Raw genomic sequence first — 25591 nt, 5'->3', positions numbered from 1 at the left:
GGTTCCGCCCCCTACATCCGGAAGACGCCGAAGCCGTCGGCGCCCTTCACCGGCCCGTTGTGGATCGCCGACAGGCAGAGCCCGAGGACGGTCCGGGTGTCCCGAGGGTCGATCACCCCGTCGTCGTAGAGCCGGCCGGAGAGGAAGAGCGCGCCGGACTGCGACTCGATCTGCTGCTCGACCATCATCCGCATCGCCGCGTCGGACTCCTCGTCGTAGTCGCGCCCCTGGGCGGCGGCGGCCTGCCGAGCCACGATGGAGAGCACCCCGGCGAGCTGCGCCGGGCCCATCACCGCCGACTTCGCGTTCGGCCAGGTGAACAGGAACCTCGGCTCGTACGCCCGGCCGCACATGCCGTAGTTGCCGGCCCCGTACGAGGCGCCGAGGTTCACCGTCAGGTGCGGCACCGTCGAGTTGGAGACCGCGTTGATCATCAGTGCGCCGTGCTTGATGATGCCGCGCTGCTCGTACTCGGTGCCGACCATGTAGCCGGTGGTGTTCTGCAGGAAGATCAGCGGGGTGTCGGCGACGTTCGCGAGCTGGATGAACTGCGCCGCCTTCTGCGCCTCCTCGCTGAACAGCACCCCCCGGGCGTTGGCCAGCACGCCCACCGGGTAACCGTGCAGCTCGCCCCAGCCGGTGACCAGCGCATCCCCGTACGCCGGCTTGAACTCGTCGAAGTCGCTGCCGTCCAGGATCCGGGCCAGCACCTCACGCGGGTCGAACGGCACCTTGAGGTCGGCGCTCGCGATGCCGAGCAGCTCCTCCGGGTCGTACTTCGGCGGCTGCGGGACGGCCGTACGCGGCGGCGGGCCCTGCTTGCGCCAGTTCAAACGGCGGACACACTGCCGGGCCAGCCGGATGCCGTCCCGCTCGTCCTCGGCCAGGTAGTCGGCGAGCCCGGACGTGCCGGCGTGCATCGCCGCTCCGCCCAGCGACTCGTCGTCGGTGACCTCACCGGTCGCCATCTTCACCAGCGGCGGCCCGGCCAGGTAGACCTGCGAACGGTCCCGGATCATGATCACGTGGTCGGACATCCCCGGCACGTACGCGCCACCGGCCGTGGCGTTGCCGAAGACCACGCTGACCGTGGGGATGCCCGCCGCGGAGAGCCGGGTCAGGTCGCGGAACACCCGACCGCCCGGGATGAAGATCTCCGCCTGGGTCGGCAGGTCCGCCCCGGCCGACTCGACCAGGTTGACCATCGGCAGCCGGTTGGCCAGCGCGATCTCGCCGGCCCGCCGGGTCTTCGCCAGCGACCACGGGTTGACCGCGCCGCCACGTACCGTCGGGTCGTTGGCGATGATCAGGCACTCCACGCCCTCGACCACCCCGATGCCGGTGACCACGCTGGCACCAACCGGGAAGTCCGTGCCGAACGCGGCGACCGGCGACAGCTCCAGGAACGGGCTGTCGGCGTCCACCAGCAGCTCGATCCGCTCCCGGGGGAGCAGCTTGCCGCGGGAGTGGTGCCGGGTCACGTACTTCTCGCCGCCGCCGGCCCGGGCCTGGTCCAGCGCGGCGTCCAGTTCGGTCAGCCGGTCCAGCAGCGCCGCCCGGTTCGCCGCAGGCCCCGGTGCGGACGGGTCGATCGCACTGTCCAGAACGCTCACAGCCCCATCCCCTTCGCGATGATCTCATTCATGATCTCGGTGGTGCCGCCGCCGATGCCGAGGATCCGGGCGTCCCGGTAGTGCCGCTCCACCTCGGCGTCGCGGAGGTAGCCGAAGCCACCGTGCAACTGCAACGCCTGGTCGACGACCTGGTCGCAGGCGGCCACCGCCATGTTCTTGGCCATCGCCACCTCGGTCACCACCGGCTCCCCGGCCGCCACCCGGGCGGCCACCTCGTGCACGTACGACCGGGCCGCCTCGGCGCGGGTGTGCATCTCGGCCAGCCGGTGCCGGACCAACTGCCGGCTGGCCAGCGGCCGCCCGAAGGTCTCCCGGTCCCGGCACCAGCGCACGGCCAGCTCGACACAGCGCTGCGCGGTGGCGTACGCCTGGGTGGCCAGCGAGAGCCGCTCCGCCGCGAAGTGCTGCATGATCGCCAGGAAGCCGGTGTTCTCCGCGCCGATCCGGTTCGCCACCGGCACCCGTACGTCCACGAAGGAGAGTTCGGCGGTGTCGGAGCAGTGCCAGCCGAGCTTCTCCAACCGGCGGCCCACGGTGAAGCCGGGCGTGCCCTTGTCGATCACTAGCAGGGTGAGTTCGCCGCTACCCGGAAATTCGGTGCAGACCGCCGTGGTCACGAAGTCGGCCCGGTGCCCGCTGGTGATGTACGTCTTCGACCCGTTCACCACGTAGTGGTCGCCGTCGCGGCGGGCGGTGGTGCGGATCCCGGCCACGTCCGAGCCGCCGTCCGGCTCGGTGATCGCCAGCGCGCCGATCATCGTGCCGGCCAGGGTGGGCCGGACGTACCGCTCGACCAGGTCGTCGGCGCCGGGCGTCGTCGTGCCGCCGAGCCGGCCGCCCAGCGAGCCGCCGGGGTGGACGCCGGCTGCCGCGACCATGTGTGGCAACGCGATGCCGTGCGTGAATAGCGCGGCGACCAGGCCGGACGAGCCGCCGGAGCGGATCAGCTCCTCGGTCACGATGATCGAGTCGAGCAGATCACCGCCGCTGCCGCCGACCGACTCGGGGAAGCTGATGCCGAGCAGGCCGAGCTTCGCGGCGGTGGCGTGCAGTGCCCGGGGCACCTCACCGGCGCGTTCCCACTCGTCGAGATGCGGCAGCACCTCGCGGGTCACGAAGGCGCGCGTCAGCTCGCGCAGTTGCCGCCGCTCCGGGGTGTCCACGATGCTCATGGCGCCTCCTCGCCCGTGCCGGCCGATGCCGCCGGGCCGGTCGGCACGTTGACCGGCAGGTCGACGATCCGGGAGCGCAGCAGCTCACCGAGTGCCTTGGCCTGCGGGTCGAACCGGGTGGACGCGGCCACCCCCGCCCCGAGCAGTCCCTCGATCACGAAGTTGACCGCGCGCAGGTTCGGCAGCTCGTACCGATGCACGGCCAGCGAATCGGTCTCCGGCAGCAGTTCCGCCAGCCGTTCGACGCTCAACCACTCGCGCAGCCAGGCGTACCCGGCGTCGGAGCGCGCCCAGACGCCGAGGTTGGCGTCCCCGCCCTTGTCCCCGGAGCGCGCGCCGACCACGTCGCCGAGGGCTCCCCGCCGGGTCGGACCCTCGACCGCGGCCGCCCCGCCACCCGGTGACGTCTCGGTTTCCGGCGCGGGCGGAGCGACGGTGCGGATCGGTGGGGCGATCGGCACCCGTTCGCCGCCGGGCAGCACCGCCACGTGCGACACGGCATCCTGCGGCGCGGTGTCGGCGGTGAAGACGCCGTACGGCGCCGCATCGCCGGGCAGGGTGGTCAGCGTGCAGCCCGGGTAGGAGGCCAGCGCCAGTTCGACGGCGGCGGCCGAGAAGGCCCGACCGGCCCGCGTCCGGTCGCTGTCGCGCAGGTGTACGTGGAGCAGGGCGCTGGCCGCCTCGGTGTCGACGGCGTCCGGGTGGTCGGTCCGGGCCAGCACGAACTCCAGCCCGTCCTTGCCCACCGCCTCCTCGACCTGGCCGCGGACCAGCGCTGCCTTCGCCTCGACGTCCAGCCCGCAGAGCACGAAGGTCATCGAGTTGCGGAAACCACCGAGGTTGTTGACGCCCACCTTCAGCGTCGCCGGCGGTGGGGTGCCGTGGACGCCGGAGACCAGGACCCGGTCCGGCCCGTCGGGGCGCAGCGTCACGGTGTCCAGCCGGGTGACCACGTCCGGCCCCAGGTACGCCGGCCCGCCGATCTCGTAGAGCAGTTGGGCGGTGACCGTCTCGACGGTGACCGCGCCGCCGGTGCCCGGATGCTTGGTCAGCACCGTGGAGCCGTCCGGGTGCACCTCGGCGATCGGGAAGCCAGGCCGGCGTCCACCGTCGGGCAGCTCGGTGAAGAAGCTGAAGTTGCCCCCGGTGACCTGCGCGCCGCACTCGATGAGGTGCCCCGCGACGGTCGCCCCGGCCAACTGTTCCAGGTCGTCGCGGCTCCATCCGTACCGGGCGATGGCCGGGCCGACCACCAGCGACGCGTCGGTGACGCGGCCGGTGACCACCACGTCCGCCCCGCCGTCGAGGCAGGCGGCGATCCCGAACGCCCCCAGGTAGGCGTTCGCGGTCAGCGCGTCGGGCCGCTCGATCGTGTCGCCCGCGACGTACCCGACCTGGGCCGGCAGGCCCAGCCGGTCGGCGAGCCGTTCGATGGCGGCGGCCAGGCCGGCGGGGTTCAGCCCACCGGCGTTGGTCACGATCCGCACCCCCCGGTCGAGGGCGGTGCCGAGGCAGGTCTCCAGCTGCCGCAGGAAGGTCTTCGCGTAGCCGAGGTCGGGGTCGCGCAGCCGGTCCCGACCGAGGATCAGCATGGTCAGCTCGGCCAGGTAGTCGCCGGTCAGCACGTCCAGCTCGCCGCCGTCGAGCATCTCCCGCCAAGCGGTGAACCGGTCGCCGTAGAAGCCGGAGGCGTTGCCGATTCGGATCATGCCCGCACTCCGTTCCCAGCGGTGGGCGCGGCCGGGTCGCGGCCAGCGCCCGGCGGGCCGGCGAATGCCTGCGCCACGTCGAGCCACTCGTCGACGACCGGGCCGCTGGCCAGCAGGGCGGTGTCGGCGCGGTGTCGGCGCTGGGTGACCAGGAGGCAGAAGTCCCGGGCCGGACCGGTCAGCCGGTCGGCGGCGTCCGCCGGACCCCAGCTCCACGTGTCGCCGCCGGGCCCGGTCAACTCGACCCGGACCTGCGCCGTCGGTGCCGGCCGGCCGTGCGCGGCGAAGCCGTGCCCGAGGGTACGCACGCCGAGGTGCGCCACGTGTCGGAGCCGGTCGCTGGCGGGGCGGACGACGCCGAGCGCGTCGGCCACGTCCTCGCCGTGCGCCCAGGTCTCCATGATCCGGGCCGTCGCCATCGAGGTGGCCGACATTTGCGTGCCGTACCAGGGCAGCTTCGCACCGATCGGGACGGCGGCCAGCGCGGCGGCGAGCGCCGTTCGGCCGGCGCGCCAACGGGCGAGCAACTCGGGCGGTGGCGCGAGGAACTGCTCCGCACCGTGGTCGACCAGTCGGGCCGGGTCCGGTGCGGCGGTCACCGTCGCGAAGAAGGCCGCCGCGTCGGTGGCGGCCAGCAGCGCCACGTGGTCGGTCCAGGCGAGGTGGGCGATCTGGTGCCCGATGCTCCAGCCCGGTGCGGGGGTCGGCTGCGCCCAGTCGACCGTCGGCAGCGGGCTCACCAGTGCGTCCAGCTGATCGGACTCGTCGGCCAGATCCGCGAGTAGATCCTTGAGGTCGACCATGGTGCCTCCGGTCAGGGCGGCCCGGCAGCGGGCGGCAGGTCAGGGCGTGAGCAGGGTGGCGAGCTGGCGTTTCCAGGTGGCGAGCAGGGCGGTGCGGCGGGCCGAGTCGTCGCTGAGCAGGTTGGCCACCCCGAGCCCGCGCAGCAGGTCGAGGGTGGCCTGCACCGCCTCGCGGACGCCGGGACGGCGCTCGTCGACGCCGAGCAGGGCGACGGTGAGTCGGTGCATCTCCCGGCCGACCGTCGCCTCCAGTGGCACCAGGGCGTCCCGAAGCTCCCGGTCGGTGCGGGCGGCGACCCACAGTTCGAGCGCGGCGACGAAGAGCGGCCCGGTGAACGCGGCGGCGAGCAGATCGATCACCCGGTCCAGCCGCTGCGGCCCGGCGGGCAGCGCCTCCGCCTCGGTGCGCAGCTCATCGGCCCGGCGCTCGGCCAGGTGGGCGACGGCGGCCGTGACCAGCGCGGCTTTGGTGGGGTAATGGTGTAGCTGAGCACCGCGTGAGACGCCGGCCCGGGCCGCGACGACGGTGGTGGTGGTGCCGGACCAGCCGTGCTCGATCAGGCAGTCGACGGTCGCCTCCAGCAGCCGGGCCTGGGTGGCTCGGCTGCGCTTCTGCTGAGGGACGCGCGTCGGTGCGGTGGACACGGGGACAGCCTGCGGCTTACGAAACAAACAGTCAAGACTGATTTTTTCTGTTCCCGGTGGCGGACGTAGCTCCTGGACGCGCCGGCCGGTGTCCGTGCTTCCAGGTCCCTGTCGAGTTGCCCCATATTTGGGGCAGCCTCCTCACGCCACGTTCCGCGCAGCAGCTCCGACAGGCGCAGCCCGGCACAGAGCGCCACTGCCAGCACCGCCTTGGGTGCCGGGGTGCCCGGTGGGATGCCGCGCAGCCGGGGTGCCGGTTCGGGTGCCCGGTGGGATGCCGCGCAGCTCGGGTGCCGGGTCGGGTGCCGTGCGGTTCGGGACGGTCTCAGATCTGGGGCAGCTCGACAGGCAGCGAGGGTGGTCCCCGCCCCCGGCAGGCCCGGCCCGCCCCCGGCAGGCCCGGCCCGCCCCCGGCAGGCCCGGGCCTGCGGGCGCGGTGGCGGCCGTGGCCGAAGCTGCGTGTCAGCGGCCGTCGCGTGGGGCGAAGACGGCCAGGGCCTCGGCGTCGCTGTGCTCGGAGCGCAGGTACTCATCGACCCAGGCGGCGGCGTCGGGGAAGGTGGAGTCGGCGGTCACCCGGGCGCAGGCGAGGTCCACGTCGAAGTTCGTGCGGCGCAGCTGCACGCCCGGCCCGAGCAGCGTCCACCACGCGCCCGCCCCGCCGTACGGCATGCCGATGCTGCCGGCGTTCACCACCAGGCGGCGGTCGACCAGCCGAGTGAACGGCATATGGGTGTGGCCGCAGACCACCGTCGTCACCTCGTCCGGCAGTGCGGCGAAGGCCTCCGCCCAGCGCTCCATCCGGGTGTCGACGAGCACGACCTCCTCGTCGTCCCGAGGAGTGGCGTGGCAGAAGAGCACCAGGCCCAGACCGTCGATCTCCAGGGTCACCGTCAGCGGCAGCGCGGCCAGCCGCGTGAGGTGGTCATCGCGGAGCTGCTCGGCGGCCCAGTTCGACACCTCGATCGACGCGGGACTGCCTTTCCGCGCCTCGACCAGTTCGCGGTCCGCGTTGCCGCCGACCCAGCAGACCCGGTCGCCGAGGCCGGCGAGCACGTCCAGCACCTCGACCGGCTGCGGGCCGGCCGCGATGTCGCCGGTGAGCACGATGAGGTCGGCGGCGGCAACGTCCGGCTCGGCCAGCACCGCCTCCAGCGCGGGTAGCACCCCATGGATGTCGGACAGCACAGCAACCCGGTTCAACATAGCTCCACCCTGGCGGCGGGCGAAGCGCCGAGTCCAGCGATTCTGCGCCGGGCAGAGAGAGACGGGCGGTGGGCGGGTCCACAACGAAACGTCCCCGCCCACCGTCGGAGACGGTGGGCGGGGACGGGACGTGCTACTCAGACGCGGGCGCGACGGGCCAGGCGCTCCGGGTCGAGGATGATGATGCTCTTGCCGTCCAGGCGCAGCCAGCCGCGCGAGGCGAAGTCGGCCAGCGCCTTGTTGACCGTCTCCCGGGAGGCGCCGACGAGCTGGGCGATCTCCTCCTGGGTGAGGTCGTGGGTCACCCGCAGCACGCCGCCGTCCCGGGTGCCGAACCGGCCGGCCATCTGGAGCAGGTTCTTGGCGACCCGACCCGGCACGTCCGTGAAGATCAGGTCGGCGAGCGAGTCGTTGGTCCGGCGCAGCCGCCGGGCGAGCACCCGGAGCAACTGCTCGGCGATCTCCGGACGGTTGTTCAGCCACGGCCGCAGCGCCTGCTTGCGCAGTCGCACCAGCCGGGTGTCGGTCACCGCGGTGGCGGTCGCCGTACGCGGACCCGGGTCGAAGAGCGACAGCTCACCGACCATGTCCGACGGGCCCATCACCGCGATCAGGTTCTGCCGGCCGTCCGCCGCGCGGCGGCCAACCTTGATCTTCCCGGACAGCAGGATATAGAGGCTGTCACCGGGCTCGCCCTCATTGAAGACGATCTCGCCCTTGCGGACCTCGATCGTCTCCATCTCTTTGGCGAGCGCCTCGGCAGCTTCCGGGTCTACACCCTGGAAGATCCCGCTGCGGGCCAGTACCTCGTCCATCGCGCACCTCCGCTTACGCGTGCCGTCCGTCGGCCGGGTCCGCCGTCCGCTGATCCCCTCGCGCGCCGCCAAGTCTAGGCGCACGTGAGCACGAATCAGAGGTCGCCCCTGGAATCTTGGTCGGTGGGCGTAACCTGCCCGACGTGCTGACCGAGCCAATCCTGACCAGCCGAGCCGAAGACGGGCGGGACATCCCGCTGCTGGTGTGGCGCGCCGACAGCCCGCTGCGGGCGGTCAGCAGCGGCCCGCTCGGCGGCGGCATCGGCATCCGGCAATGGGTGCTGAACGCGACCGTGCCCATGTCGTACGACCGGGACGACCCCGCCGGGCACCTGGCCGCACTCGCCGCCGACCTGGCCCTCGACGGCCCCGGGGTGGGCCTGCTGACCGGCGTTGATGTGACCGAGGTGGTTGCCCGGACCGACACCGGGGTGCGGGCCTGGGCGACCGTCGGGCTCGGCACCCCGGTGCTGGCCGCCGCGCCGGTTCCGGCCGCGCTCACCCAGCGGGTCGGCACGGTCAACATCGTGGTGTACGTGCCGGCGCGGCTCGCCGACTCGGCTCTGGTCAACGCGGTGGCCACCGCGACCGAGGCGAAGGCCCAGGCGATCAGCGAGCTGGGGCTGCCGGGAACCGGTACCCCGACCGACGCGGTCACCGTCCTCTGCCCGGTGGACGGGCCGGAGGCGGCGTACGGCGGACCGCGCTCCAACTGGGGTGCCCCGCTGGCCCGGGCGGTGCACGCAGCGGTGCTCGCCGGTGGCGACCGGCCGGTCGTGCCCTGGTCGGACCGGCTGACCGGCTGAACTTCCGACCGATCGGCCCTCGTCGGCGCGTTTACGGCCCGGTAGGGTCGCGGACGATGTACGCTCCCGCCTCCCTCGCGCCCCGCCCGCGCCGCCGTGTCGCCCTCGGCGTCGCCGCGCTGCTGGCTGCCCTGCTCGTCGCCGGCTGCGCCGACTCCGGGGAGTCCCCGGTCTGGCAGCCGGGTGCCGGCGGCGGTGGCACCGGCGCTCCGGTGGCCACGGCCGGCCCGAAGGCCAGCGGGGATCCCTCGGCCTCCGGCGGGGACGCCGCCATCTCGCTCTCCGCCACCGGCGACATCATCATGGGCAACGCCCCGAGCCGACTGCCCGCCGCCGGTGGGAAGGGCTTCTTCACCTCGGTAACCGGGGCGCTCAAGGCCGACCTGGTGATGGGCAACCTGGAGGAGCCGCTGACGGTGGACACCGGCACCGGCAAGTGCGGGGCCAACTCCACCCGCTGCTTCCAGTTCCGGGCCCCACCGGAGTACGCCGCACACCTGCGGGACGCCGGCTTCGACGTGCTCAACCAGGCCAACAACCACGGCTACGACTACGGCCCGAAGGGTTACGAGAACACCCAGAAGGCGCTGGAGAAGTACGACCTGGAGCACACCGGCGCCCCGGACCAGATCACCGTGGTCGACGTCAAGGGCGTCAAGGTCGCCGTGGCCGGCTTCTCGTCGTACGTCTGGTCCAACAGCCTGGTCGACATCGCCAAGGCGAAGGCGGTGGTCGCCAAGGCCGCCACCCTGGCCGATCTGGTCGTGGTGCAGGTGCACATGGGTGGCGAGGGAGCGGACAAGACCCGGGTGAAGCCGGGCACCGAGATGTTCCTGGGTGAGAACCGGGGCGACCCGGTGAAGTTCTCGCACGCCATGATCGACGCCGGGGCGGATCTGATCGTCGGCCACGGGCCGCACGTGCTGCGCGGGATGGAGTTCTACCAGGGGCGCCTGATCGCGTACAGCCTGGGCAACTTCGCTGGTGGCGGCAACTCGCTGAGCAACACCGGCCGGCTCGGCTGGGGCGGTGTGCTCAAGGTGTCGCTCAAGCCCGACGGCACCTGGGCCGGCGGCTCGTTCACCTCGACGTACATGAACTCGGCCGGCAAGCCGACGATGGACCCGGACGACCGGGGCCTGGGTCTGGTCACCGAGTTGAGTCGCAGCGACTTCCCGAAGGACGGCGCCCGGTTCGACGGGCAGGGGAAGATCTCGCCGCCGACCGGCGGCTGACCCGGCGGGAACGTCCGGGGTGCGACGTAGGCTGACCGTCGTGACCAGTAGCCCACCCGGCGCCAGCGAGACCGACCTCGGGCGCAAACGCCGCGCCCGAAAGATCGGCCGGGTGCTGGCCGAGACGCACCCCGACGCGCACTGTGAGCTGGACCACTCCACCCCGCTGGAGCTGGCCGTCGCCACCATCCTCTCCGCGCAGTGCACGGACAAGAAGGTCAACGAGGTCACCCCGAAGCTCTTCGCCCGCTACCCGACCGCCGCCGCCTACGCCGGCGCCGACCGGGGCGAGATGGAGGAGCTGATCCGGCCCACCGGCTTCTACCGCAACAAGACCAACTCGTTGCTCCACCTCGGGCAGGCACTCCTCGACCGGTACGACGGCCAGGTGCCCGGCCGGCTCGCCGACCTGGTGACGCTGCCCGGGATCGGGCGCAAGACCGCCAACGTCATCCTGGGCAACGCCTTCGACGTCCCGGGCATCACCGTCGACACGCACTTCCAGCGGCTGGTGCACCGGTGGCGGCTGACCACCGAGACTGACCCGGTCAAGATCGAGCACGCGGTCGGCGCGCTGTACGACAAGCGCGACTGGACCATGCTGTCGCACCGGATCATCTTCCACGGTCGGCGGGTCTGCCACGCCCGCAAGCCGGCCTGCGGCGCGTGCACGCTGGCCAAGCTCTGCCCCTCGTACGGCACCGGCCCGACCGATCCGGCCGCTGCCGCCAAGCTGCTCAAGGGCCCCCGGGCACGTGACCTGGCGGCGGCGGCCGGGGTCGACCCGGCGCTGGTGCCCGCCCAGGCGGTCGCCGCGGAGGTGCCGTGAACCGGCGCCTCACTCTGCTGCTCCTGCCGCTGCTGCTGGTCGTCGCCGGTTGCACCGACGGCACGGCCGACGACCCCGCACCCCGGCCGGCGGCCGCTGAGCGCCCGTCGCCATTCGACGACTGCGCCGAGCTGAGCACAGCACCCACGTCCGCCGCGGACGCGGCAGCACCCGCCTCGGGCGGGGAGGCACTGCCGGAGCTGACCCTGGCCTGCTTCACCGGCGGCGCACCGGTCGCTCTGCGGGACGTGGCCGGGCCGGCGGTGATCAACGTGTGGGCCTCCTGGTGCCCGCCGTGCCGCAAAGAGCTGCCCGCCTTCCAGCGGCTCAGCGAGCGGGCCGACGGCCGGCTCCAGGTGGTCGGGGTGAACAGCCGGGACAGCCGCGGCGGCGCCCAGTCCATCGGGGAGGACTTCGGCGTCCGGTTCCCGATCCTGGTGGACCAGGGCGAAGCGCTGCAACGGGAGCTGAAGCGCAACGCGATCCCGCTGACCCTCTTCGTCGACGCGCAGGGGCGGATCCGCCACGTCGACGCCAGCGGCGCGCTCGACGATGCCCGGCTCGCCGAGCTGGTCCACCAACACCTCGGTCTGACGGTGCCGGCGTGACCCACCGACCGCCCGACTGGATCGAGCCTCTGCTATCCCGGCTGGGCACCGCCCGCGCCGAGGACTTCACCCGACTGACCACCCCGGCCGAGGGAGGCCGGGAGAGCGCCGTGCTGGTGCTGCTCGGCGAGCAGCCCGGCGCCGGCCCCGACGTGCTGGTCCTGCAACGCGCCGCCACCCTGCGCAACCACGCCGGCCAGCCGGCCTTCCCCGGAGGCGCGGCCGACCCGGAGGACGCCGACGTCCGCGCCACCGCCCTGCGCGAGGCGAACGAAGAGGTCGGCCTCGACCCGGCCAGCGTGACGGTGCTGGCCGAGTTGCCGAAGCTGTGGATCCCGGTCAGCGACTTCGTGGTCACCCCGGTGCTGGCCTGGTGGCACGACCCGCACCCGGTGCACCCCCGGGAGCCCGCCGAGGTGGCGCACGTGGCCCGGCTGCCGGTCAGCGAGCTGGTCGACCCGGCCAACCGGATGCGGGTCCGCCACCCCAGCGGCTGGATCGGGCCGGCGTTCTCGGCGCGCGGCATGCTGGTGTGGGGCTTCACCGCCGGGGTGCTGGCCACCCTGCTGGAGATGGGCGGGTGGGCCCGCCCGTGGCCGCGCAGCCGGGTGGTCGAGCTGCCGCCGACCGGGGCGACCCCCGCGCCGTCAGCCGGCACCGACGAGGTCGACGAGACCGCCCTGCGCTGACCGCGCGGTCACCTTCAGCGAGCGATGGTCATCTGCCGGGCGTGCGGCCCGTACGCTTGACCCGTGTCCGCCGTGGATCTCGTCCTGCTGCTGCTCATGCTCGTGTTCGCGATCAGCGGATACCGCCAGGGCTTCGTCATCGGAATCCTGTCGTTCTCCGGCTTCTTCCTGGGCGCGTTGCTGGGCCTCCAGCTCGGGCCGCTGCTCGCCCGACAGTTCGTGGACAGCGGCACCCGGGTGCTGATCTCACTGGTCGTGGTCTTCGGGCTGGCCGTGGTCGGTCAGGCGCTGGCCGGCTGGGTCGGCTCGCACCTACGCAAGACGATCACCAGTGAGGTGGGCAGGCGGGTCGACGACGTCGGCGGGGCGTTCGTCTCGCTCTTCGCGGTGCTGCTGGTCGCCTGGCTGGTCGCCGTGCCGCTCGGGTCGTCCTCGCTGCCCTGGCTGGCCGCCTCGGTACGCAACAGCGCGCTGATCACAGTGGTGGACCGGGTCCTACCGGACCAGGCCCAGCAGCTCTCCACCGCACTGCGGGAAACCGTCGACACCAACGGCTTCCCGGACGTCTTCGGCGACCTCGCACCCACCCGGGCCCGGCAGGTCGAACCGCCCGACCCGGCGCTGGCCGGCTCCCAGGTGGTGGTCAACGGCCAGCGGTCGGTGGTCAAGGTGCTCGGCTCCGCCCCCAGTTGCTCGCGCCGGATCGAGGGCTCCGGTTTCGTGTACGCCGACGACCGGGTGATGACCAACGCGCACGTGGTCGCCGGCACCCGCTCGGTGGCGGTCGAGCTCGGCGGCGATCGGTACGACGGTCAGGTGGTGGTCTACGACCCGGAGCGCGACCTGGCCGTGCTGCACGTGCCCGGGATGCCCGGCCCGTCGCTGCGGTTCGCCGCCGGCAACGCGGGCAGCGGCTCCGACGCCATCGTGCTGGGCTTCCCGCTCGACGGCCCGTACAACGCACAGTCGGCGCGGATCCGCGACGTCGACCGGATCAAGGGACCGGACATCTACTCCTCCGGCGACGTCAGCCGAGAGATCTACACGATCCGGGCGCTGGTCCGCAGCGGCAACTCCGGCGGACCGCTGGTGTCCGCCAACGGCCTGGTGCTTGGCGTCATCTTCGCGGCGGCGGCCGACGACCCGAACACCGGCTTCGCGGTGACCGCGGCCGAGGCCCGCCCGGTGGCGCTCGCCGGCGCCGAACGCACCCGGGGCGTCGGCACCGGCGAGTGCACCTGACCGCCGCGCGGGTCAGCTCCGGGCTGGCGTGGCGGGTCGGCCCGCGGCCGGTAGCTTCGCCCGCCCCCACCGCACTCCCCGGTCCAGCACCGCGCGAGCCATGATCGCGACGCAGGTGCCACCGTTGAGGAAGGACGCCACCACATCGCTCGGGTGGTGCATTCCCCGGTACATCCGGGTCATCGCCACGCCGAGCGGCACCACCAGCAACAGCGTCCACCAGGCCACCTTCGCGCCGGTGCTCCGCGCCCGCAGCGCCAGCAGCACGGCGATGCCGACGTAGAGCGCCACCGCCGCCGAGGTGTGCCCGGACGGGAAGCTGGACGTGGGCGGTGAGACGTCCATGTGCTCCACCGCCGGGCGGTGCCGGTCGATCGCCAGCGTGGTCAGCAGGAACACCAGCGCCTGGGCGGTCACCGCCGCGCACAGGAACAGCGGCTCCCGCCAGCGGCCCAACCAGAGCCGCAGCCCCAGCGCCACCAGCACGGTGACCACGACGATCATCTGGGTGCTGGCCAGTGTGCTGAACACCAGCGACACGTCGTTCCAGCCGCCGGTGCGCTCGGCGGCGAGTTCCCGGTTGACCGCGTCCTCCACGGACAACGGCCAGGTGTGGGCGAACACCCGGGTGACCAGCACCCCGAGCAACACCATGACGCCGAGCAGGAGGGACACCGGCAGCAGCACCCGCCGGGCGATCTGGACCACGGTCTCGGACATGGGCCGCCCAATACCCTGTCGCCGTGGTCGCCACGCCTCAGGCCTCTCCGGGGTGCCGTTCCACCTCCGGCGCGACGCCGTCGCGGGTCGGCCGGACGGGACGCAGCCCGGTGTGCGCCCGCCAACTGGTGAACGCGGCCGTGGTCGCCGCGACCACCGCCGCACCGAGCAGCCAACCGCCGAACACGTCGCTGGCGAAGTGCACGCCGAGTGCCACCCGGCTCAGCCCGGTCACCACGGTCAGCAGCACCGCGGCGATCCAGAGCCCGACCCGCCACGCCCCGCGCCCCGCGTACGGCAGGAACACCAGCAGCAGCACCCCGGCGGCCAGGGTGGCGTTCAGCGCGTGCCCGGAGGGGAACGAGTAGCCGGCGGCCCGCGCGACCGGGTCCAGCAGCTCCGGCCGGTCCCGGCCGACGAGCAGCTTGAGCAGCGGGCCCATCAACCCGCCCACCACCATCGTGGTGGTCACCCAGAGGGCCAGCCGGCGGGCTCCCCGGCGCAGCAGCCAGATCACCACGAGCAGGGCGACGGCCCGCAGCGGCATCGGCCCGAAGACCTCGGTCCAGCCCCGCATCAGCGTGACCCAGGCTGAATGGTCGAGCGCATAGCCGTGCAGCGCGTCGGTGACCGTCGTGTCCAGTCGGCGCAGCGGCGGCCAGGCCCCGAGCACCAGCAGGGCGAGCAGCGCGAACGGCACGAGCACCAGGAACGCCGCCATGGCGGCCAGGGTCAGCCGCAGGCCCAGCGAATGGTCCGGGTCGAGGCGGCGCTGCCGCCAGGACGGGGTGTCGGCGGGGGCCAGGGTGCGCGGGCCGGGCGTGCTCATGCCGACGGTTCTACCCCACCGACGGTGGGGTCAGGCCTGCCGCACCGACCGGATCAGCGGGCGCGCCGGCGGAACTGCCGCACCATCAACGCCGCTCCGGTGACCAGGGCGACGAAGAGCGCGGCTCCGGTCCACAGCTGCTCCGGCGCCGAGTCGTCCTGCGCGCCCGCCGGCCGGGCCGTCCACCGGGTCTGCTGCCGGGGTGCGGTGAGGCCGAGCGGGTCGCTGCCGGCGCCGGTCACCGGGTCGTCGTCAGCGGAACCGGGGGCGGGGCCGAAGCCGACCACGCCCGGCGACGTCAGGTCGTCCAACGGGTTGGCGGTCACCGGCGGCACCTGCGCGGTCAGCGCGGCCACCGGATCCACCACCCCGTACCCGAAGCGGTCGTCCCGGCCGGTCGGGCCGAGGTCACGTGCGGTGGCCAGCAACCGGTTGACCACCTCGCCGGCGGGCATCCGGGGGTAGCGGGACCGGACCAACGCGGCGGTGGCGGTCACCAGCGGCGCCGCGAAGCTGGTGCCCTGTACCCGCCAGTACCCGTCGGTTGGTTTGGCGCCGACCAACCCGGTGGCGGGGGCGGTGAGCACCGTCGCCCGGCCGGTGATCGACCCGGACCAGAGATTGTCGCTGCTACGTTCCAGGCCGGCTACCGCGATCACGCCCGGCTCGCGGGCTGGGTACCAGACCTTGGAGTTGCTGGAGGTGGCCAGGTTGCCGGTGCAGGCGACCACCACCACGTCCCGGGCGAACGCGTAGTCCAGCGCCGCGGCCAGGGCCGGGCTGTCGCCGCTGCCGCCCAACGACAGGTTGATCACGCGGGCGCCGTTGTCGACCGCCCAGCGCACTCCCTTGGCCACGATGAGCGCGTCGTCGTAGCGGTTTTCGTCGTCGAGCACCCGTACCGGCAGGATCCGGGCGTCCGGCGCCAGGCCGACCACACCCCGCTTGTCGTCTTTCCGCCCGGCGATCAGGCCGGCGACGGTCGTGCCGTGGCCTACCGGATCCGGACCGGCGCCGCCAGCGGGGCCCACCAGGTCGAGACCGGGCAGCACCTGGCCGGTCAGGTCGGGATGGCTGGCGTCCACTCCGGAGTCGACCACCGCGACGGTCACGCCACGCCCGGTCGAGCTGCGCCACGCCGTCTCGGCGCGCAGCTCGTCGAGCTGCCACTGCTCGTCGCGGACCTGGTCACTGCGGGCCACGCTGTCACCGGGGGCGAACGCCACCGACGCGCCAGCGAGCTGGCCGCCTGCGGTGGGCACGGCGGCGGGCACGGCGGCTGCGGCCGGGGCCACGACGGCAAGCGCTGCCGCCACACCGAGCAGCACCCGGCCGGTCGCCCGTCGGGCCGCTGCCGGACAGCTGTGCCGAACCCCAGTCACATCCTCAGCCATTCATCCCGACGAAACCATGACGATCGGAGATTACCGGTTTCCCCACCTGTCACGGGAGGAACCGCTAAGACAAGGGTCACGGCGGCGGCAGCTGGGCGAGCTGGACGAGGCGTACGCCCTCCCGCCGGGTGACCAACCGACCACGACCAGGTGGCAGCGGCCCGGGCCGGACCGGCCCGACAAGTGCGCCCTCCTCGGGGCTGCCCGCCATCACCAGACCGGCGGTGGAAAGCTCCCGCAGCCGCTGCACGATCGGCTCGTACTGGGCCCGGCCCGCTCCGCCGGAGCGGCGGGCAAGCACCAGGTGCAGCCCGACGTCGCGGGCGTGCGGCAGGTGCTCCTCCAGTGCCCGCAACGGGTTCGCAGGCCCGGCCGCCACCAGGTCGTAGTCGTCCACCAGCACGAACAGCTCCGGTCCGGACCACCAGGACTGGTCGCGCAGCTGCTGCGGTGTGACCTCCGGCCCGGGGGCACGCCGCTCCAGGTAGCCGGCGGCCGACTCGACCAGGTCGGCGGTGTGCGCCGCGGCGGTGCCGTAACCGATCAGGTGCGGCGTCTCGATGGCGCCGAGCAGGCTGCGTCGGTAGTCGACCAGGATCACCCGGGCCTGCTCCGGGGTGAACCGGGTGATGATCGAGGTGGCCAGCGCGCGCAGGAACGACGACTTGCCGCACTCCGCGTCCCCGAAGACCACGAAATGTGACTCGGTGGCGAAGTCGAGCACCACCGGGCGCAGGTCCGCCTCGGCGATCCCGATCGGCAGCCGCAGCCCGGTCGTCGCGGCGAGGTCCAGGTCGGCGTACGGCAGCACCGGCGGTAGCAGCCGGACCCGGGGCGCCGGTGGACCTGGCCAACTGCCGGCGACCCGTTTGACCAGGTCGGCGGTGTCACCGCTGGCGGCGGCGAGCTGAGGCAGTGCGGTGAGGAAGTGCAGGCTCTCCGCGGTCACCCCCCGACCGGAGCGCTCCGGCACGTTCGCGGCCGCCCGCCGGGCCACCAGCGAGTCGGCGGGGTCGCCGAGGCGTAGCTCCAGCCGGGAACCGAACAGATCCCGGATCGCCGGGCGGAAGTCCAGCCAGCGCAGCGCCGTGGCGACCACGTGCAGCCCGTACGAGGCCCCGGGTGGCCAGGTCGGTGACCAGCGGCTCCAGGTCGTCGTACTCACCGCGGACGGTGCTCCAGCCGTCGATCACCAGGAACACGTCGCCGAACGGGTCGGCGCCCGGCCGGTTGGCCGTCCCCGCTGCGGCCCGGCGCTGCCGGTACGCGGCCATCGACTCCACGCCCAGCTCGTTGAAGCGGCGTTCCCGCTCGGCCAGCAGGGTGGTCATCTCGCCGACGGTGCGCCGCACAGCGGTCGGGTCGGCACGGCCGGTCACCCCACCCACGTGCGGCAGGTCGCGCAGCGCGGCCAAGCCGCCGCCGCCGAAGTCGAGGCAGTAGACCTGCACCTCGGCCGGGGTGTGGGTGAGCGCCAGCGCGCAGATCAGCGTGCGCAGCGCGGTGGACTTGCCGCTCTGCGGCGCACCCACCACCGCCACGTGCCCGGCCGCGCCGTCCAGCGCCAGCCAGAGCAGGTCGCGGCGCTGCTCCAGCGGCTTGTCCACCACGGCCACCGGCACCCCGAGCGCGCCGTGCAGCTCGGGGTTGCCCACGGTGAGCCCGCGCGCCGGGTCGACCTCGACCGGGCCGAGCAGCTCGTCCAGTGCGGGCGGCTGGCCGAGCGGCGGGAGCCAGACCTGATGCGCGGGCGGCCCCTGCCCGACGAGCCGGTCGACCAGCAGGTCGAGCAGGGTCTCCCGGCCGCCGTCCTCCTCGGCCACGACGGGCAGGGCCGGCGTGGCCGGCTCGGGCACCGGCACGACGTGGGTGGTGAAGGTGAGCAGGCGGGCGCCGCCGCCGGCGGTCACACCGGCCGCCGCGGCGCGGCGGTGGATCGCCCCGGAGACGTACGCGGCCTTGAACCGGGCCAGCGGGTCGGTGCCGGCGCGCAGGTAGCCGTGGCCCGGTGAGCGGGGCAGCTCGTGCGCGTCCGGCACCCCGAGCACGGTGCGCGACTCCAACGCGGAGAAGGTGCGTAGCCCGATCCGGTACGACAGGTGGGTGTCCAGCCCCCGTAGCCGCCCCTCCTCCAGGCGCTGGCTGGCCAGCAGCAGGTGCACGCCGAGGGACCGGCCGAGCCGGCCGATCTGCACGAACAGGTCGATGAAGTCGGGCTTGGCGGAGAGCAGCTCGGAGAACTCGTCGCAGATCGACCAGGGGCAGCGCGTCGGCCAGGTTGGTGATCACGGCGGCGGTGTGCGGCAGCCGGTCGAACGAGGCGAAGGTGGCGCCGCCCTTGAAGTCGACCAGTACGAAGTTGAGCTGCTCGGAGCTGTGCGTGGCGGCCAGCCCCAGCACCAGCGTGCGGAGCAGCTCGGACTTGCCGGAGCCGGTAGCCCCGATGAGCAGGCCGTGCGGGCCCATCCCGTCCTGGGCGGATTCCTTGAGGTCCAGCTCGATGGCCCCACCGTCGGCGCCCACCCCGATCGGCACCCGCAGCCGGTCCCGCGCCGAGCGCGGCGCCCAACCCTGCTCGGCGGTGAAGCTCTCCGGGTCACCGAGGCCGAGCAGCTCGGGCAGGCCCAGCTCGGCCTGGAGCGGGGCGTCCGGGCCGCGAGCCGCGCCGGCCAGCCGCAGCGGCGCCAACCGTCGGGCGACCGCCTCGGCGTCGGCGGGGTCGAGCTGGTCGGCGCTGCCCACCTCGGCATGCCCCTCGGCCGACCAGGAGTGCAGCCGCCGGCCGCGCAGCTCCAGCAGCAGCGCGTACCGGTCGAGCAGGCGCGGCGGTGGAGTGTCCAGGTCCAGGACGGTGACCGCGTCGATGCCGCCGTCGCCGGTCAGGTCGGTGGCACCGGTGAGGTCGCCACCGTCGAGGACCACCACCACGTGCGGCCCGTCGGTGGCCGGGCCGGCCGGGCTGAACCGGGACCGGCTTGCCAGCACGTCGCCCAGCAGCCGTTCCAGCTCGGCGGCGGAGCTGGTGACCAGACGTACCGGGCCGAGTGCGTCGGTGCGTCCGGGATGGTGGGCGTGTGGGAGCCACTTCACCCACTCCCAGCCGGCCCGGCGTTCCGGCCCGGCGCAGATGGCGACCAGCAGCTCGTCGGGGGCGTGGAAGACGGCCAGCTGGGTCAGCACGGCCCGGACCAGCGCCTGCGCCGCCGGGTCGCCGGTGGGTGGCCCGCCGGTGGTCGGGCCGGTGCCACCGCCGGTGCGGCCGGCGGTCCGCACGTGCACCCGGGCGAAGCTGCGCAGTGACAGCGCCACCGGCAGGTCCGGCACCACGGAGTACGCGTCCAGGAAGCGGCGCAACGCGCCGGCGGTCATCGGCTCCAGCTCCTCCAGCGGCCGGGTGACCGGAGGAACGAGCGGGGTGGCCAGTGTCTGCGGCCCGACGGCGACCCGTACCACCGCGAAGTCCGGGTCGGCGGGGCGCCGCTCCCAGACCCGGTGGCTGTCCACCGTCGACCACAACCGGCCCGGGTCCGGGTGTCGGTAGTAGAGCCCGGCCCGCTGCTGCCCGGCGGTCTGCCGGACCCGTCGACGTAGCGTGGCCAGGTGGCGCAGGTACTCCCGGCGGGCGGCCATCATCTCGGACTTCTTCGGCGTGCCCGAGGCGCTGCCCCAGAAGGTCACCAGCATCGCCAACGAGGAGAGCCCGAACATCCCGCCCACCACGTACGAGTAGGCGCCGCCGCCCCGGCCGAACATCATCGCCATCGCCACCGTGCCGCCGAGCATGGGCAGCAGCATGAGCATTTGCTGCCAGCGCCCGCCGGTCACCGCGGGGATCTCCGGTGGTGCCTCGACCGGCAGTTCGCCGGCCGGAATCTCCGGTGCCGGCCGGCGGGGCGGGCGCTTGATGACGACGGTGGACACTCGGCCTCCTGACAGCGCTGGGTAACCCGAGCCTGGCTCATGGTAGGTAAAGTCCTGTCGTCCGCGCAGCCTCCGATCCCCCTCGATATGGAGATCAGTCGATGACAACCGGGCTGGCCCGCGTCACCATCAGCGCGCCGCAACGGCGGGTGGACGTTGCCCTGCCGGAGCAGGTGCCCCTCGCCGAGCTGCTGCCCGACGTGCTCCGGCACGCCGGTGAAGGGCTTGCCGACGACGGCGAGCGGCACGGCGGCTGGGTGCTGCGCCGCACGGACGGAGCACTGCTGGCGACCGCCCAGGCGCTGCTGCCGCAGGGGGTCCGCGACGGTGAGGTGCTACACCTGGTGCCGGCCCGCGCCCACTGGCCCGAGCTGGAGTACGACGACGTGGTGGAGGCGATCGCCGACGGCGCCCGTCGCCGCGGCGGGGCCTGGTCGCCCGCGGCCACCCGTGCGGCCGGCCTGGCCGGCGCCGCGGTCCCGCTCGCCGTCGGGCTGCTCGCCCTGCTCACCGGCGGCCCGGCGCACCGGGTGGGCTGGCTGGCGGCGGCCGTGGTGGCGCTGCTGCTGACCGTGGCTGGCACGGTCGCGTCCCGGGCCAACGGCGACGGCACCGCCGGGGCGACGCTCGGTGGCTACGCCCTGCCGTACGCGTTCGTGGCTGGCGCCCTCGCGGTCGGCTCGGGCGATCCGGTCGGGCCACTCGGCCCGGCGCGCTGGGTGGGCGCCCCCGAGCTGCTGGCCGGCTCGGTGGCGCTGCTGCTGGTCGCGTTGCTCGGGCTGCTCGGCGTGGCCAGCCGGCTGCGGGTCTTCGTGGCCGGCGTCACGGTCGGCCTGATCGGTGTGGGTGCGGCGCTCGGCGGGCTGGTGCTGACCCCGGCCGGCACGGCCGCGGTGCTGCTCAGCGCGCTGGTGTTCGCCGTCGGGGTGATCCCGCTGCTGGCCATCCGGTTGGGCAAGCTGCCGTTGCCGCCGATCACCCTGCCGGCCACGGCCCCCACTGCGGAGCCGGAGCAGGCCCGGGACCTGCCGGACCGGGGCCGGGTGCAGGCGGCGGTGACGCGCACCGAGGAGATGCTCACCGGGATGCTGCTCGGGCACGCCCTGCTGGCGGTGGCCACGGCGGCGGTGCTCGGGGTGGCAGGCGGGACGGCCGGCCGGGTGCTGGTGGCGGTCGTCTCGGCCGTGCTGCTGCTGCGGTCACGGCTGTTCGTGGCGCTGCGGCACCGGGTGCCGCCGGTGCTCGCCGGGCTGGCCGGTTACGCGATCCTGGGAGCGGTGCTGGTCGGCCGGGCCGACGACGCCGGGCGGCTGGCGCTGGTCCTCGGTGGGGCGGCGCTGGCCCTGGTGGCCGTCGCGGCCGGCACCGGGTACGCCCGCCGGCCGGTCTCGCCGTACGTGGGCAGGGTCGCCGATCTCACCGACACGGCGCTGGTGGTCGCCGTGGTGCCGGTCGCCTGCGCGGTGCTCGACCTGTACGACCGGGCCCGGGGCCTGCTCGGTTGAGCGGCTCCCGGGCCCGGCGTGTCAGCGATCGTCAGTGGGCGGCTTCGCCGCGTGCCTCGGCGTCCCTGGCCCGCTGGTAGGAGGCGTGGATCTCGGCCTCGGCCTCGGTGCGGCCGACCCAGGTCGCGCCCTCCACCGACTTGCCGGGCTCCAGGTCCTTGTACACCTCGAAGAAGTGCTGGATCTCCAGCCGGTCGAACTCGCCCAGGTGGTGGATGTCGCGCAGGTGCTCCTGGCGCGGGTCCTCGTAGGGCACGCAGAGCACCTTGTCGTCGCCGCCCTTTTCGTCCGTCATCCGGAACATGCCGATGGTGCGGCAGCGGATCAGGCAGCCCGGGAAGGTCGGCTCGGGCACCAGCACGAGAGCGTCGAGCGGGTCGCCGTCCTCGCCCAGCGTGCCCTCGATGAACCCGTAGTCGGCCGGGTACTGGGTGGACGTGAAGAGGGTGCGGTCCAGCCGGATCCGGCCGGTCGCGTGGTCCACCTCGTACTTGTTCCGGTGACCTTTGGGGATCTCAACCGTCACGTCGAAATCCATCTGCACGCTCCCTCGTCTGCCCACGCTGGCTAACGGAAACCACTGGCGGCCCCCCGGACAGGTGAATGCCCACCCGCCGGCTCCGGCTGCCGCATAGTCTTCGGACCGAAGTAGTGTCACCCAAGCCAATTTTCGCTGGGGGAGGAGGGGGTCGTGGGGAGGGAAGATTCACACTACCGCCCGGACGGGGGCGACGCGCGCGGTACCGGACGATCCGGCTCCGGTGGCGCCACCGGTCGGGTCCCGGTGCCCGATGCCCACCTCCCTCGGGCGCCCGAGCCGTCGACCCCGGCGCCGGAGACGGTGCCCGAACGTCCCCCGCCACTGCCCTGGCGTCCGCCCGCAGGGTCGGCTCCCGCCGGTCCGAACACCGGTCGCTTCCCGGTCCTCGGCGGCAACCGGCCCATGAGCGCCCCGGCGAGCGGGCGAGCCGGTGTCCCGACCAGCCCGGCGCCGGGCGGCAGCGCCCCGGCGAGCGGGCGAGCCGGTGTCCCGACCAGCCCGGCGCCGGGCGGCCCGCCGTCCGGCGACGGCCCGACCGTCCCCATCCCGACCAGCGCGGTCCCGCGTGGCACGGCGTCCGGCCCGACGGCTCCGCTCCCCACCGGCGTCCCACCGCTGGGACCGCCGATCTCCGCGCTGCCAGCGCCGGCCGGCGCCGAACCGCCCGCCGCACCGCAGCCCGCTCCCGCCGCGCCGCGCCGTCGGCGGCTCCCGGTGGTGCTTGCCCTGGTGGTGCTGCTGGTGCTCGCCGGCGTCGGGGTCTTCGTGGCCCGGCCCGGCCCGGTCGCCGGCTGGCTGGGCGACGACACCGAGCCCGCCCCGGCCGCCGCCGGCGCGACCCCGGAGCCCGACCCGTCGGACGTGCTTGCCGGACCGGACCCGAACGCCGCGCTGCCCACCCCCGAAGGGGTACGAGCCGCGCTGGACCCGCTGATCGGGGCCGACGCCCTGGGCGACCGGGTGAACGTGTCGGTTGCCGACGTGACCGCCGGTCAGACGCTGTTCGCCAAGGGGGCGGACGACGGCACCGTGCCCGCCTCGGTGACCAAGTTGGCGACCGGGGTGACGGTGCTGGCCGCCCGCGGGCCCGCGTACCGGATCCCCACCCGGGCGGTTGCCGGCGCGAAACCCGGCGAGGTGGTGCTCGTCGGTGGTGGCGACCCCACCCTCGCGGTCGACAAGAAGGGCTACTACCCGGGTGCGGCGCGCCTCGACGACCTGGCCGCCCAGGTGCGCACCGCGCTCGGCGGTGTCGCACCGACCAGCGTCACCGTCGACGGCTCGGTCTACTCCGGCCCGGTCTACGGCCCGGGCTGGGACGACGACATTCCCACCGGCGGGTACGGCGGAGCGATGACCGCGCTGATGACCGATGGCGCGCGCAAGGACCCGGGCGCCGACAGCGGCGGCGCCGAGCGGGTCGCCGAGCCGGACCTGGCGGCCGGTCGGTCGTTCGCCCGGCTGCTCGGCGTGCCGGCCAGCGCCGTCAAGCAAGGGACTGCCCCGGCCCAGGCCGCCACCGGTGGCACTCCGGCTCCCGGGACCGAGCTGGGCGTGGTGCAGTCCCCGCCGCTGATCCGGCTGGTCGACATCATGATCAGCGAGAGCGACAACCTGCTGGCCGAGGCGCTGGCCCGCCAGGTCGCGCTGGCCCGCAACCAGCCGGCCTCGTTCGATGGTGCCGCCGCCGCGATGGACGCGGTGGTGGCTGAGCTGGGCCTGCCCGCCGACGAGATCACCCTGTCCGACGGCAGCGGGTTGTCCCGCCGCAACCGGATCAGCCCGTCGCTGCTGACCGACCTGATCCGCCTGGCAGCCAGCCCGGACCATCCGGAGCTGGCCGGCATCTTCGGCGGCCTCCCGGTGGGCGGCTGGTCCGGCACCCTGGGCGACCGCTATCGCGGGGCCCCCGGCACCGCCGGAGGGGCGGGCGCCGTGCGGGCCAAGACCGGCACGCTGACCGGCGTGCACGCCATTGCGGGCCTGGTCACCACGGCCGACGGCCGACTGCTCACCTTCGCTGTGCTCACCGACAAGGTGCCGGGTGGCACGGACACCGCCCAACCGGCGCTGGACCGGATCGCCGCGGCGCTGGCCGGCTGCGGCTGTCACTGACCGCTGCCGGCCCGCGTTCTCGCCCGGCGGCGGAGCCGCGACCGCCGCCGATCGCCGACGCGAGCCCGGGCCGGGGTGTCGCGGCGCGGGTACGGTGGGTCCATGGCGCAGTTCGTGGACTGGGATCTGGCCGCCGCCACCGCGGGGGCGTTGAGCAAGTCGGGCCCTCGGGTGTCGTACGCCGAGGCCACCGACGTGGTCGGCGACCTGCGTCGGCTGACCGACGAGGCGGCCGGGCACGTGGCCGACTACACGGGGTTGCGGGCGCAGGTGTCGCACCCGCCGGTCCGGGTGGTCGATCGCCGGGACTGGGCCGCCGCCAACATCGCCGGGTTGCGCGAGGTGATCACTCCGCTGGTCAACCGGCTCTCCGGCGACAAGCAGCCCGGTGCCCTGACCGAGGCGATCGGGTCCCGGCTGACCGGCGTGCAGGCCGGCACCGTGCTGGCGTACCTCTCCGGCCGGGTGCTCGGCCAGTACGAGGTCTTCTCCGCCGACCCGGGCCAACTGTTGCTGGTCGCCCCGAACATCGTCGAGGTGGAACGGAAGCTCGGCGCTGACCCGCGGGACTTCCGGCTCTGGGTCTGCCTGCACGAGGTCACCCACCGGACCCAGTTCACCGCGGTGCCGTGGATGCGCGCGTACTTCCTGAGCGAGGTGCAGGCGTTCGTGGACGCCTCGTCCAGCGGTGGCGAGCACCTGATCGAGCGGCTGCGGCGCGGGGTGGCCACCCTGTCCGACGCGGTCCGCGACCCGGAGAGCCGGACCAGCGTCCTGGACATCGTGCAGACCCCGGCGCAGCGGGCCGTACTGGACCGGCTCACCGCGCTGATGACCCTGCTGGAGGGGCACGCCGAGTTCGTCATGGACGGCGTCGGGCCGCGCGTGATCCCGAGCGTGGAGCGGATCCGGGCGTCGTTCAACCGGCGCCGCGAGGCGGGCAATCCGTTGGAGAAGGCGATCCGCCGGCTGCTCGGGGTGGACGTCAAGATGCGCCAGTACGCCGAGGGGCGCAAGTTCGTGCACGGCGTGGTCGAGCGCGTCGGCATGCCCGGGTTCAACTCGATCTTCAACTCTCCGCTCACCCTGCCCCGGTTGTCGGAGCTTGCCGACCCGGACGCCTGGGTGACCCGCGTGCACGGTCCGGCCGGCACCGTCCCGGCCGCCGGCTGA

General features: G+C 73.9%; 20 protein-coding genes and 1 pseudogene. 9 read left to right on the top strand and 12 right to left on the bottom strand.

The features are described from left to right. Positions 1-11 precede the first annotated feature (11 nt). The 7 genes from OG470_RS05150 to OG470_RS05120 form a co-directional block, all read right to left on the bottom strand. Entirely contained in the window at positions 12-1613 is a 1602-nt protein-coding gene (locus OG470_RS05150) for an acyl-CoA carboxylase subunit beta (protein WP_328421294.1), read from the bottom strand. After that, positions 1610-2806: an acyl-CoA dehydrogenase family protein gene (locus OG470_RS05145; RefSeq protein WP_328421292.1), complete on the bottom strand. Its 1197-nt coding sequence runs from the start codon at positions 2804-2806 to the stop codon at positions 1610-1612. Before OG470_RS05145 ends, OG470_RS05150 begins: the two co-directional genes overlap by 4 nt. Further along, positions 2803-4515: an acyclic terpene utilization AtuA family protein gene (locus tag OG470_RS05140; RefSeq protein ID WP_328421290.1), complete on the bottom strand. Its 1713-nt coding sequence runs from the start codon at positions 4513-4515 to the stop codon at positions 2803-2805. The genes OG470_RS05145 and OG470_RS05140 overlap by 4 nt, the downstream gene beginning before the upstream one ends. Beyond that, positions 4512-5318, bottom strand: a complete 807-nt coding sequence (locus OG470_RS05135) for a TIGR03084 family metal-binding protein (RefSeq protein ID WP_328421288.1) — start codon at positions 5316-5318, stop codon at positions 4512-4514. The genes OG470_RS05140 and OG470_RS05135 overlap by 4 nt, the downstream gene beginning before the upstream one ends. A 39-nt stretch (positions 5319-5357) precedes the next feature. Further along, a complete protein-coding gene (locus OG470_RS05130; protein ID WP_328421286.1) occupies positions 5358-5963 on the bottom strand; it encodes a TetR/AcrR family transcriptional regulator in 606 nt (201 codons plus the stop codon). A gap of 462 nt (positions 5964-6425) precedes the next feature. Next, entirely contained in the window at positions 6426-7169 is a 744-nt protein-coding gene (locus tag OG470_RS05125; RefSeq protein ID WP_328421284.1) for a metallophosphoesterase family protein, read from the bottom strand. Positions 7170-7306: 137 nt separating this feature from the next. Then, positions 7307-7984, bottom strand: coding sequence for a Crp/Fnr family transcriptional regulator (locus OG470_RS05120; protein WP_007466162.1), 678 nt, complete (start codon positions 7982-7984; stop codon positions 7307-7309). Positions 7985-8127: 143 nt separating this feature from the next. Between OG470_RS05120 and OG470_RS05115 the strand changes: the two genes are divergently transcribed. From OG470_RS05115 to OG470_RS05090, 6 genes are all read left to right on the top strand, one after another. Further along, positions 8128-8790, top strand: coding sequence for an adenosylcobinamide amidohydrolase (locus tag OG470_RS05115; RefSeq protein ID WP_328421282.1), 663 nt, complete (start codon positions 8128-8130; stop codon positions 8788-8790). A 56-nt stretch (positions 8791-8846) separates the two neighbouring features. Next, positions 8847-10025 (top strand): CapA family protein, encoded by a 1179-nt coding sequence (locus tag OG470_RS05110; protein ID WP_328421280.1) that lies wholly within the window; start codon positions 8847-8849, stop codon positions 10023-10025. A gap of 40 nt (positions 10026-10065) precedes the next feature. Further along, positions 10066-10854, top strand: a complete 789-nt coding sequence (gene nth, locus OG470_RS05105; protein ID WP_328421278.1) for an endonuclease III — start codon at positions 10066-10068, stop codon at positions 10852-10854. Next, the gene (locus OG470_RS05100) at positions 10851-11462 is read left to right on the top strand and encodes a TlpA family protein disulfide reductase (protein ID WP_328421276.1); all 612 of its coding nucleotides are present in this window, start codon (positions 10851-10853) and stop codon (positions 11460-11462) included. Before nth ends, OG470_RS05100 begins: the two co-directional genes overlap by 4 nt. After that, positions 11459-12151, top strand: coding sequence for an NUDIX hydrolase (locus tag OG470_RS05095; protein WP_328421274.1), 693 nt, complete (start codon positions 11459-11461; stop codon positions 12149-12151). The genes OG470_RS05100 and OG470_RS05095 overlap by 4 nt, the downstream gene beginning before the upstream one ends. Positions 12152-12214: 63 nt before the next feature. Further along, positions 12215-13393 carry a MarP family serine protease gene (locus OG470_RS05090; RefSeq protein WP_328421272.1) on the top strand — a complete coding sequence of 393 codons (1179 nt, stop codon included), beginning with the start codon at positions 12215-12217 and terminating at the stop codon, positions 13391-13393. Between the two features lie 12 nt (positions 13394-13405). Here the strand turns inward: OG470_RS05090 and OG470_RS05085 are convergent, their stop codons facing one another. The 4 genes and pseudogenes from OG470_RS05085 to eccCa all read right to left on the bottom strand — a co-directional run bounded on the left by OG470_RS05085 (position 13406) and on the right by eccCa (position 20257). Then, complete coding sequence (locus OG470_RS05085) at positions 13406-14113, bottom strand: phosphatase PAP2 family protein (protein ID WP_328421270.1); 708 nt, start codon at positions 14111-14113, stop codon at positions 13406-13408. A 37-nt stretch (positions 14114-14150) separates the two neighbouring features. Beyond that, complete coding sequence (locus tag OG470_RS05080; RefSeq protein ID WP_328421268.1) at positions 14151-14942, bottom strand: phosphatase PAP2 family protein; 792 nt, start codon at positions 14940-14942, stop codon at positions 14151-14153. A 53-nt stretch (positions 14943-14995) separates the two neighbouring features. Next, positions 14996-16336, bottom strand: coding sequence for a type VII secretion-associated serine protease mycosin (gene mycP / locus OG470_RS05075; RefSeq protein ID WP_328421265.1), 1341 nt, complete (start codon positions 16334-16336; stop codon positions 14996-14998). Between the two features lie 76 nt (positions 16337-16412). After that, positions 16413-20257: pseudogene (gene eccCa / locus OG470_RS05070) on the bottom strand (type VII secretion protein EccCa). A gap of 101 nt (positions 20258-20358) precedes the next feature. On the opposite strand from eccCa, the gene eccD reads away from it, so the two are divergent. Then, positions 20359-21762, top strand: a complete 1404-nt coding sequence (gene eccD, locus OG470_RS05065) for a type VII secretion integral membrane protein EccD (RefSeq protein ID WP_328421263.1) — start codon at positions 20359-20361, stop codon at positions 21760-21762. Positions 21763-21793: 31 nt separating this feature from the next. Here the strand turns inward: eccD and OG470_RS05060 are convergent, their stop codons facing one another. Next, on the bottom strand, positions 21794-22300 hold the full coding sequence (locus OG470_RS05060) for an inorganic diphosphatase (protein ID WP_328421261.1): 507 nt from the start codon (positions 22298-22300) through the stop codon (positions 21794-21796). 405 nt (positions 22301-22705) lie between these two features. Between OG470_RS05060 and dacB the strand changes: the two genes are divergently transcribed. Together dacB and OG470_RS05050 are read left to right on the top strand one after the other, a co-directional pair. After that, positions 22706-24418, top strand: coding sequence for a D-alanyl-D-alanine carboxypeptidase/D-alanyl-D-alanine endopeptidase (gene dacB / locus OG470_RS05055; RefSeq protein ID WP_328421259.1), 1713 nt, complete (start codon positions 22706-22708; stop codon positions 24416-24418). 102 nt (positions 24419-24520) lie between these two features. Then, positions 24521-25591, top strand: coding sequence for a zinc-dependent metalloprotease (locus tag OG470_RS05050; protein ID WP_328421257.1), 1071 nt, complete (start codon positions 24521-24523; stop codon positions 25589-25591).

Source organism: Micromonospora sp. NBC_00389 (assembly GCF_036059255.1).
Taxonomy (GTDB): domain Bacteria; phylum Actinomycetota; class Actinomycetes; order Mycobacteriales; family Micromonosporaceae; genus Micromonospora.
The sequence above is the reverse complement of the archived record's forward strand: the minus strand, read 5'-3'. Positions and strand labels throughout refer to the sequence as shown.

Bases quoted from the DNA above. Each gene is read 5' to 3' on its own strand.
- OG470_RS05085 (WP_328421270.1), bottom strand. From the start codon at position 14,113: ATGTCCGAGACCGTGGTCCAGATCGCCCGGCGGGTGCTGCTGCCGGTG.
- OG470_RS05050 (WP_328421257.1), top strand. From the start codon at position 24,521: ATGGCGCAGTTCGTGGACTGGGATCTGGCCGCCGCCACCGCGGGGGCG.
- OG470_RS05135 (WP_328421288.1), bottom strand. From the start codon at position 5,318: ATGGTCGACCTCAAGGATCTACTCGCGGATCTGGCCGACGAGTCCGAT.
- OG470_RS05060 (WP_328421261.1), bottom strand. From the start codon at position 22,300: ATGGATTTCGACGTGACGGTTGAGATCCCCAAAGGTCACCGGAACAAG.
- OG470_RS05145 (WP_328421292.1), bottom strand. From the start codon at position 2,806: ATGAGCATCGTGGACACCCCGGAGCGGCGGCAACTGCGCGAGCTGACG.
- OG470_RS05140 (WP_328421290.1), bottom strand. From the start codon at position 4,515: ATGATCCGAATCGGCAACGCCTCCGGCTTCTACGGCGACCGGTTCACC.
- mycP (WP_328421265.1), bottom strand. From the start codon at position 16,336: ATGGCTGAGGATGTGACTGGGGTTCGGCACAGCTGTCCGGCAGCGGCC.
- OG470_RS05080 (WP_328421268.1), bottom strand. From the start codon at position 14,942: ATGAGCACGCCCGGCCCGCGCACCCTGGCCCCCGCCGACACCCCGTCC.
- dacB (WP_328421259.1), top strand. From the start codon at position 22,706: ATGAGCGCCCCGGCGAGCGGGCGAGCCGGTGTCCCGACCAGCCCGGCG.
- OG470_RS05110 (WP_328421280.1), top strand. From the start codon at position 8,847: ATGTACGCTCCCGCCTCCCTCGCGCCCCGCCCGCGCCGCCGTGTCGCC.
- OG470_RS05120 (WP_007466162.1), bottom strand. From the start codon at position 7,984: ATGGACGAGGTACTGGCCCGCAGCGGGATCTTCCAGGGTGTAGACCCG.
- OG470_RS05125 (WP_328421284.1), bottom strand. From the start codon at position 7,169: ATGTTGAACCGGGTTGCTGTGCTGTCCGACATCCATGGGGTGCTACCC.
- eccD (WP_328421263.1), top strand. From the start codon at position 20,359: ATGACAACCGGGCTGGCCCGCGTCACCATCAGCGCGCCGCAACGGCGG.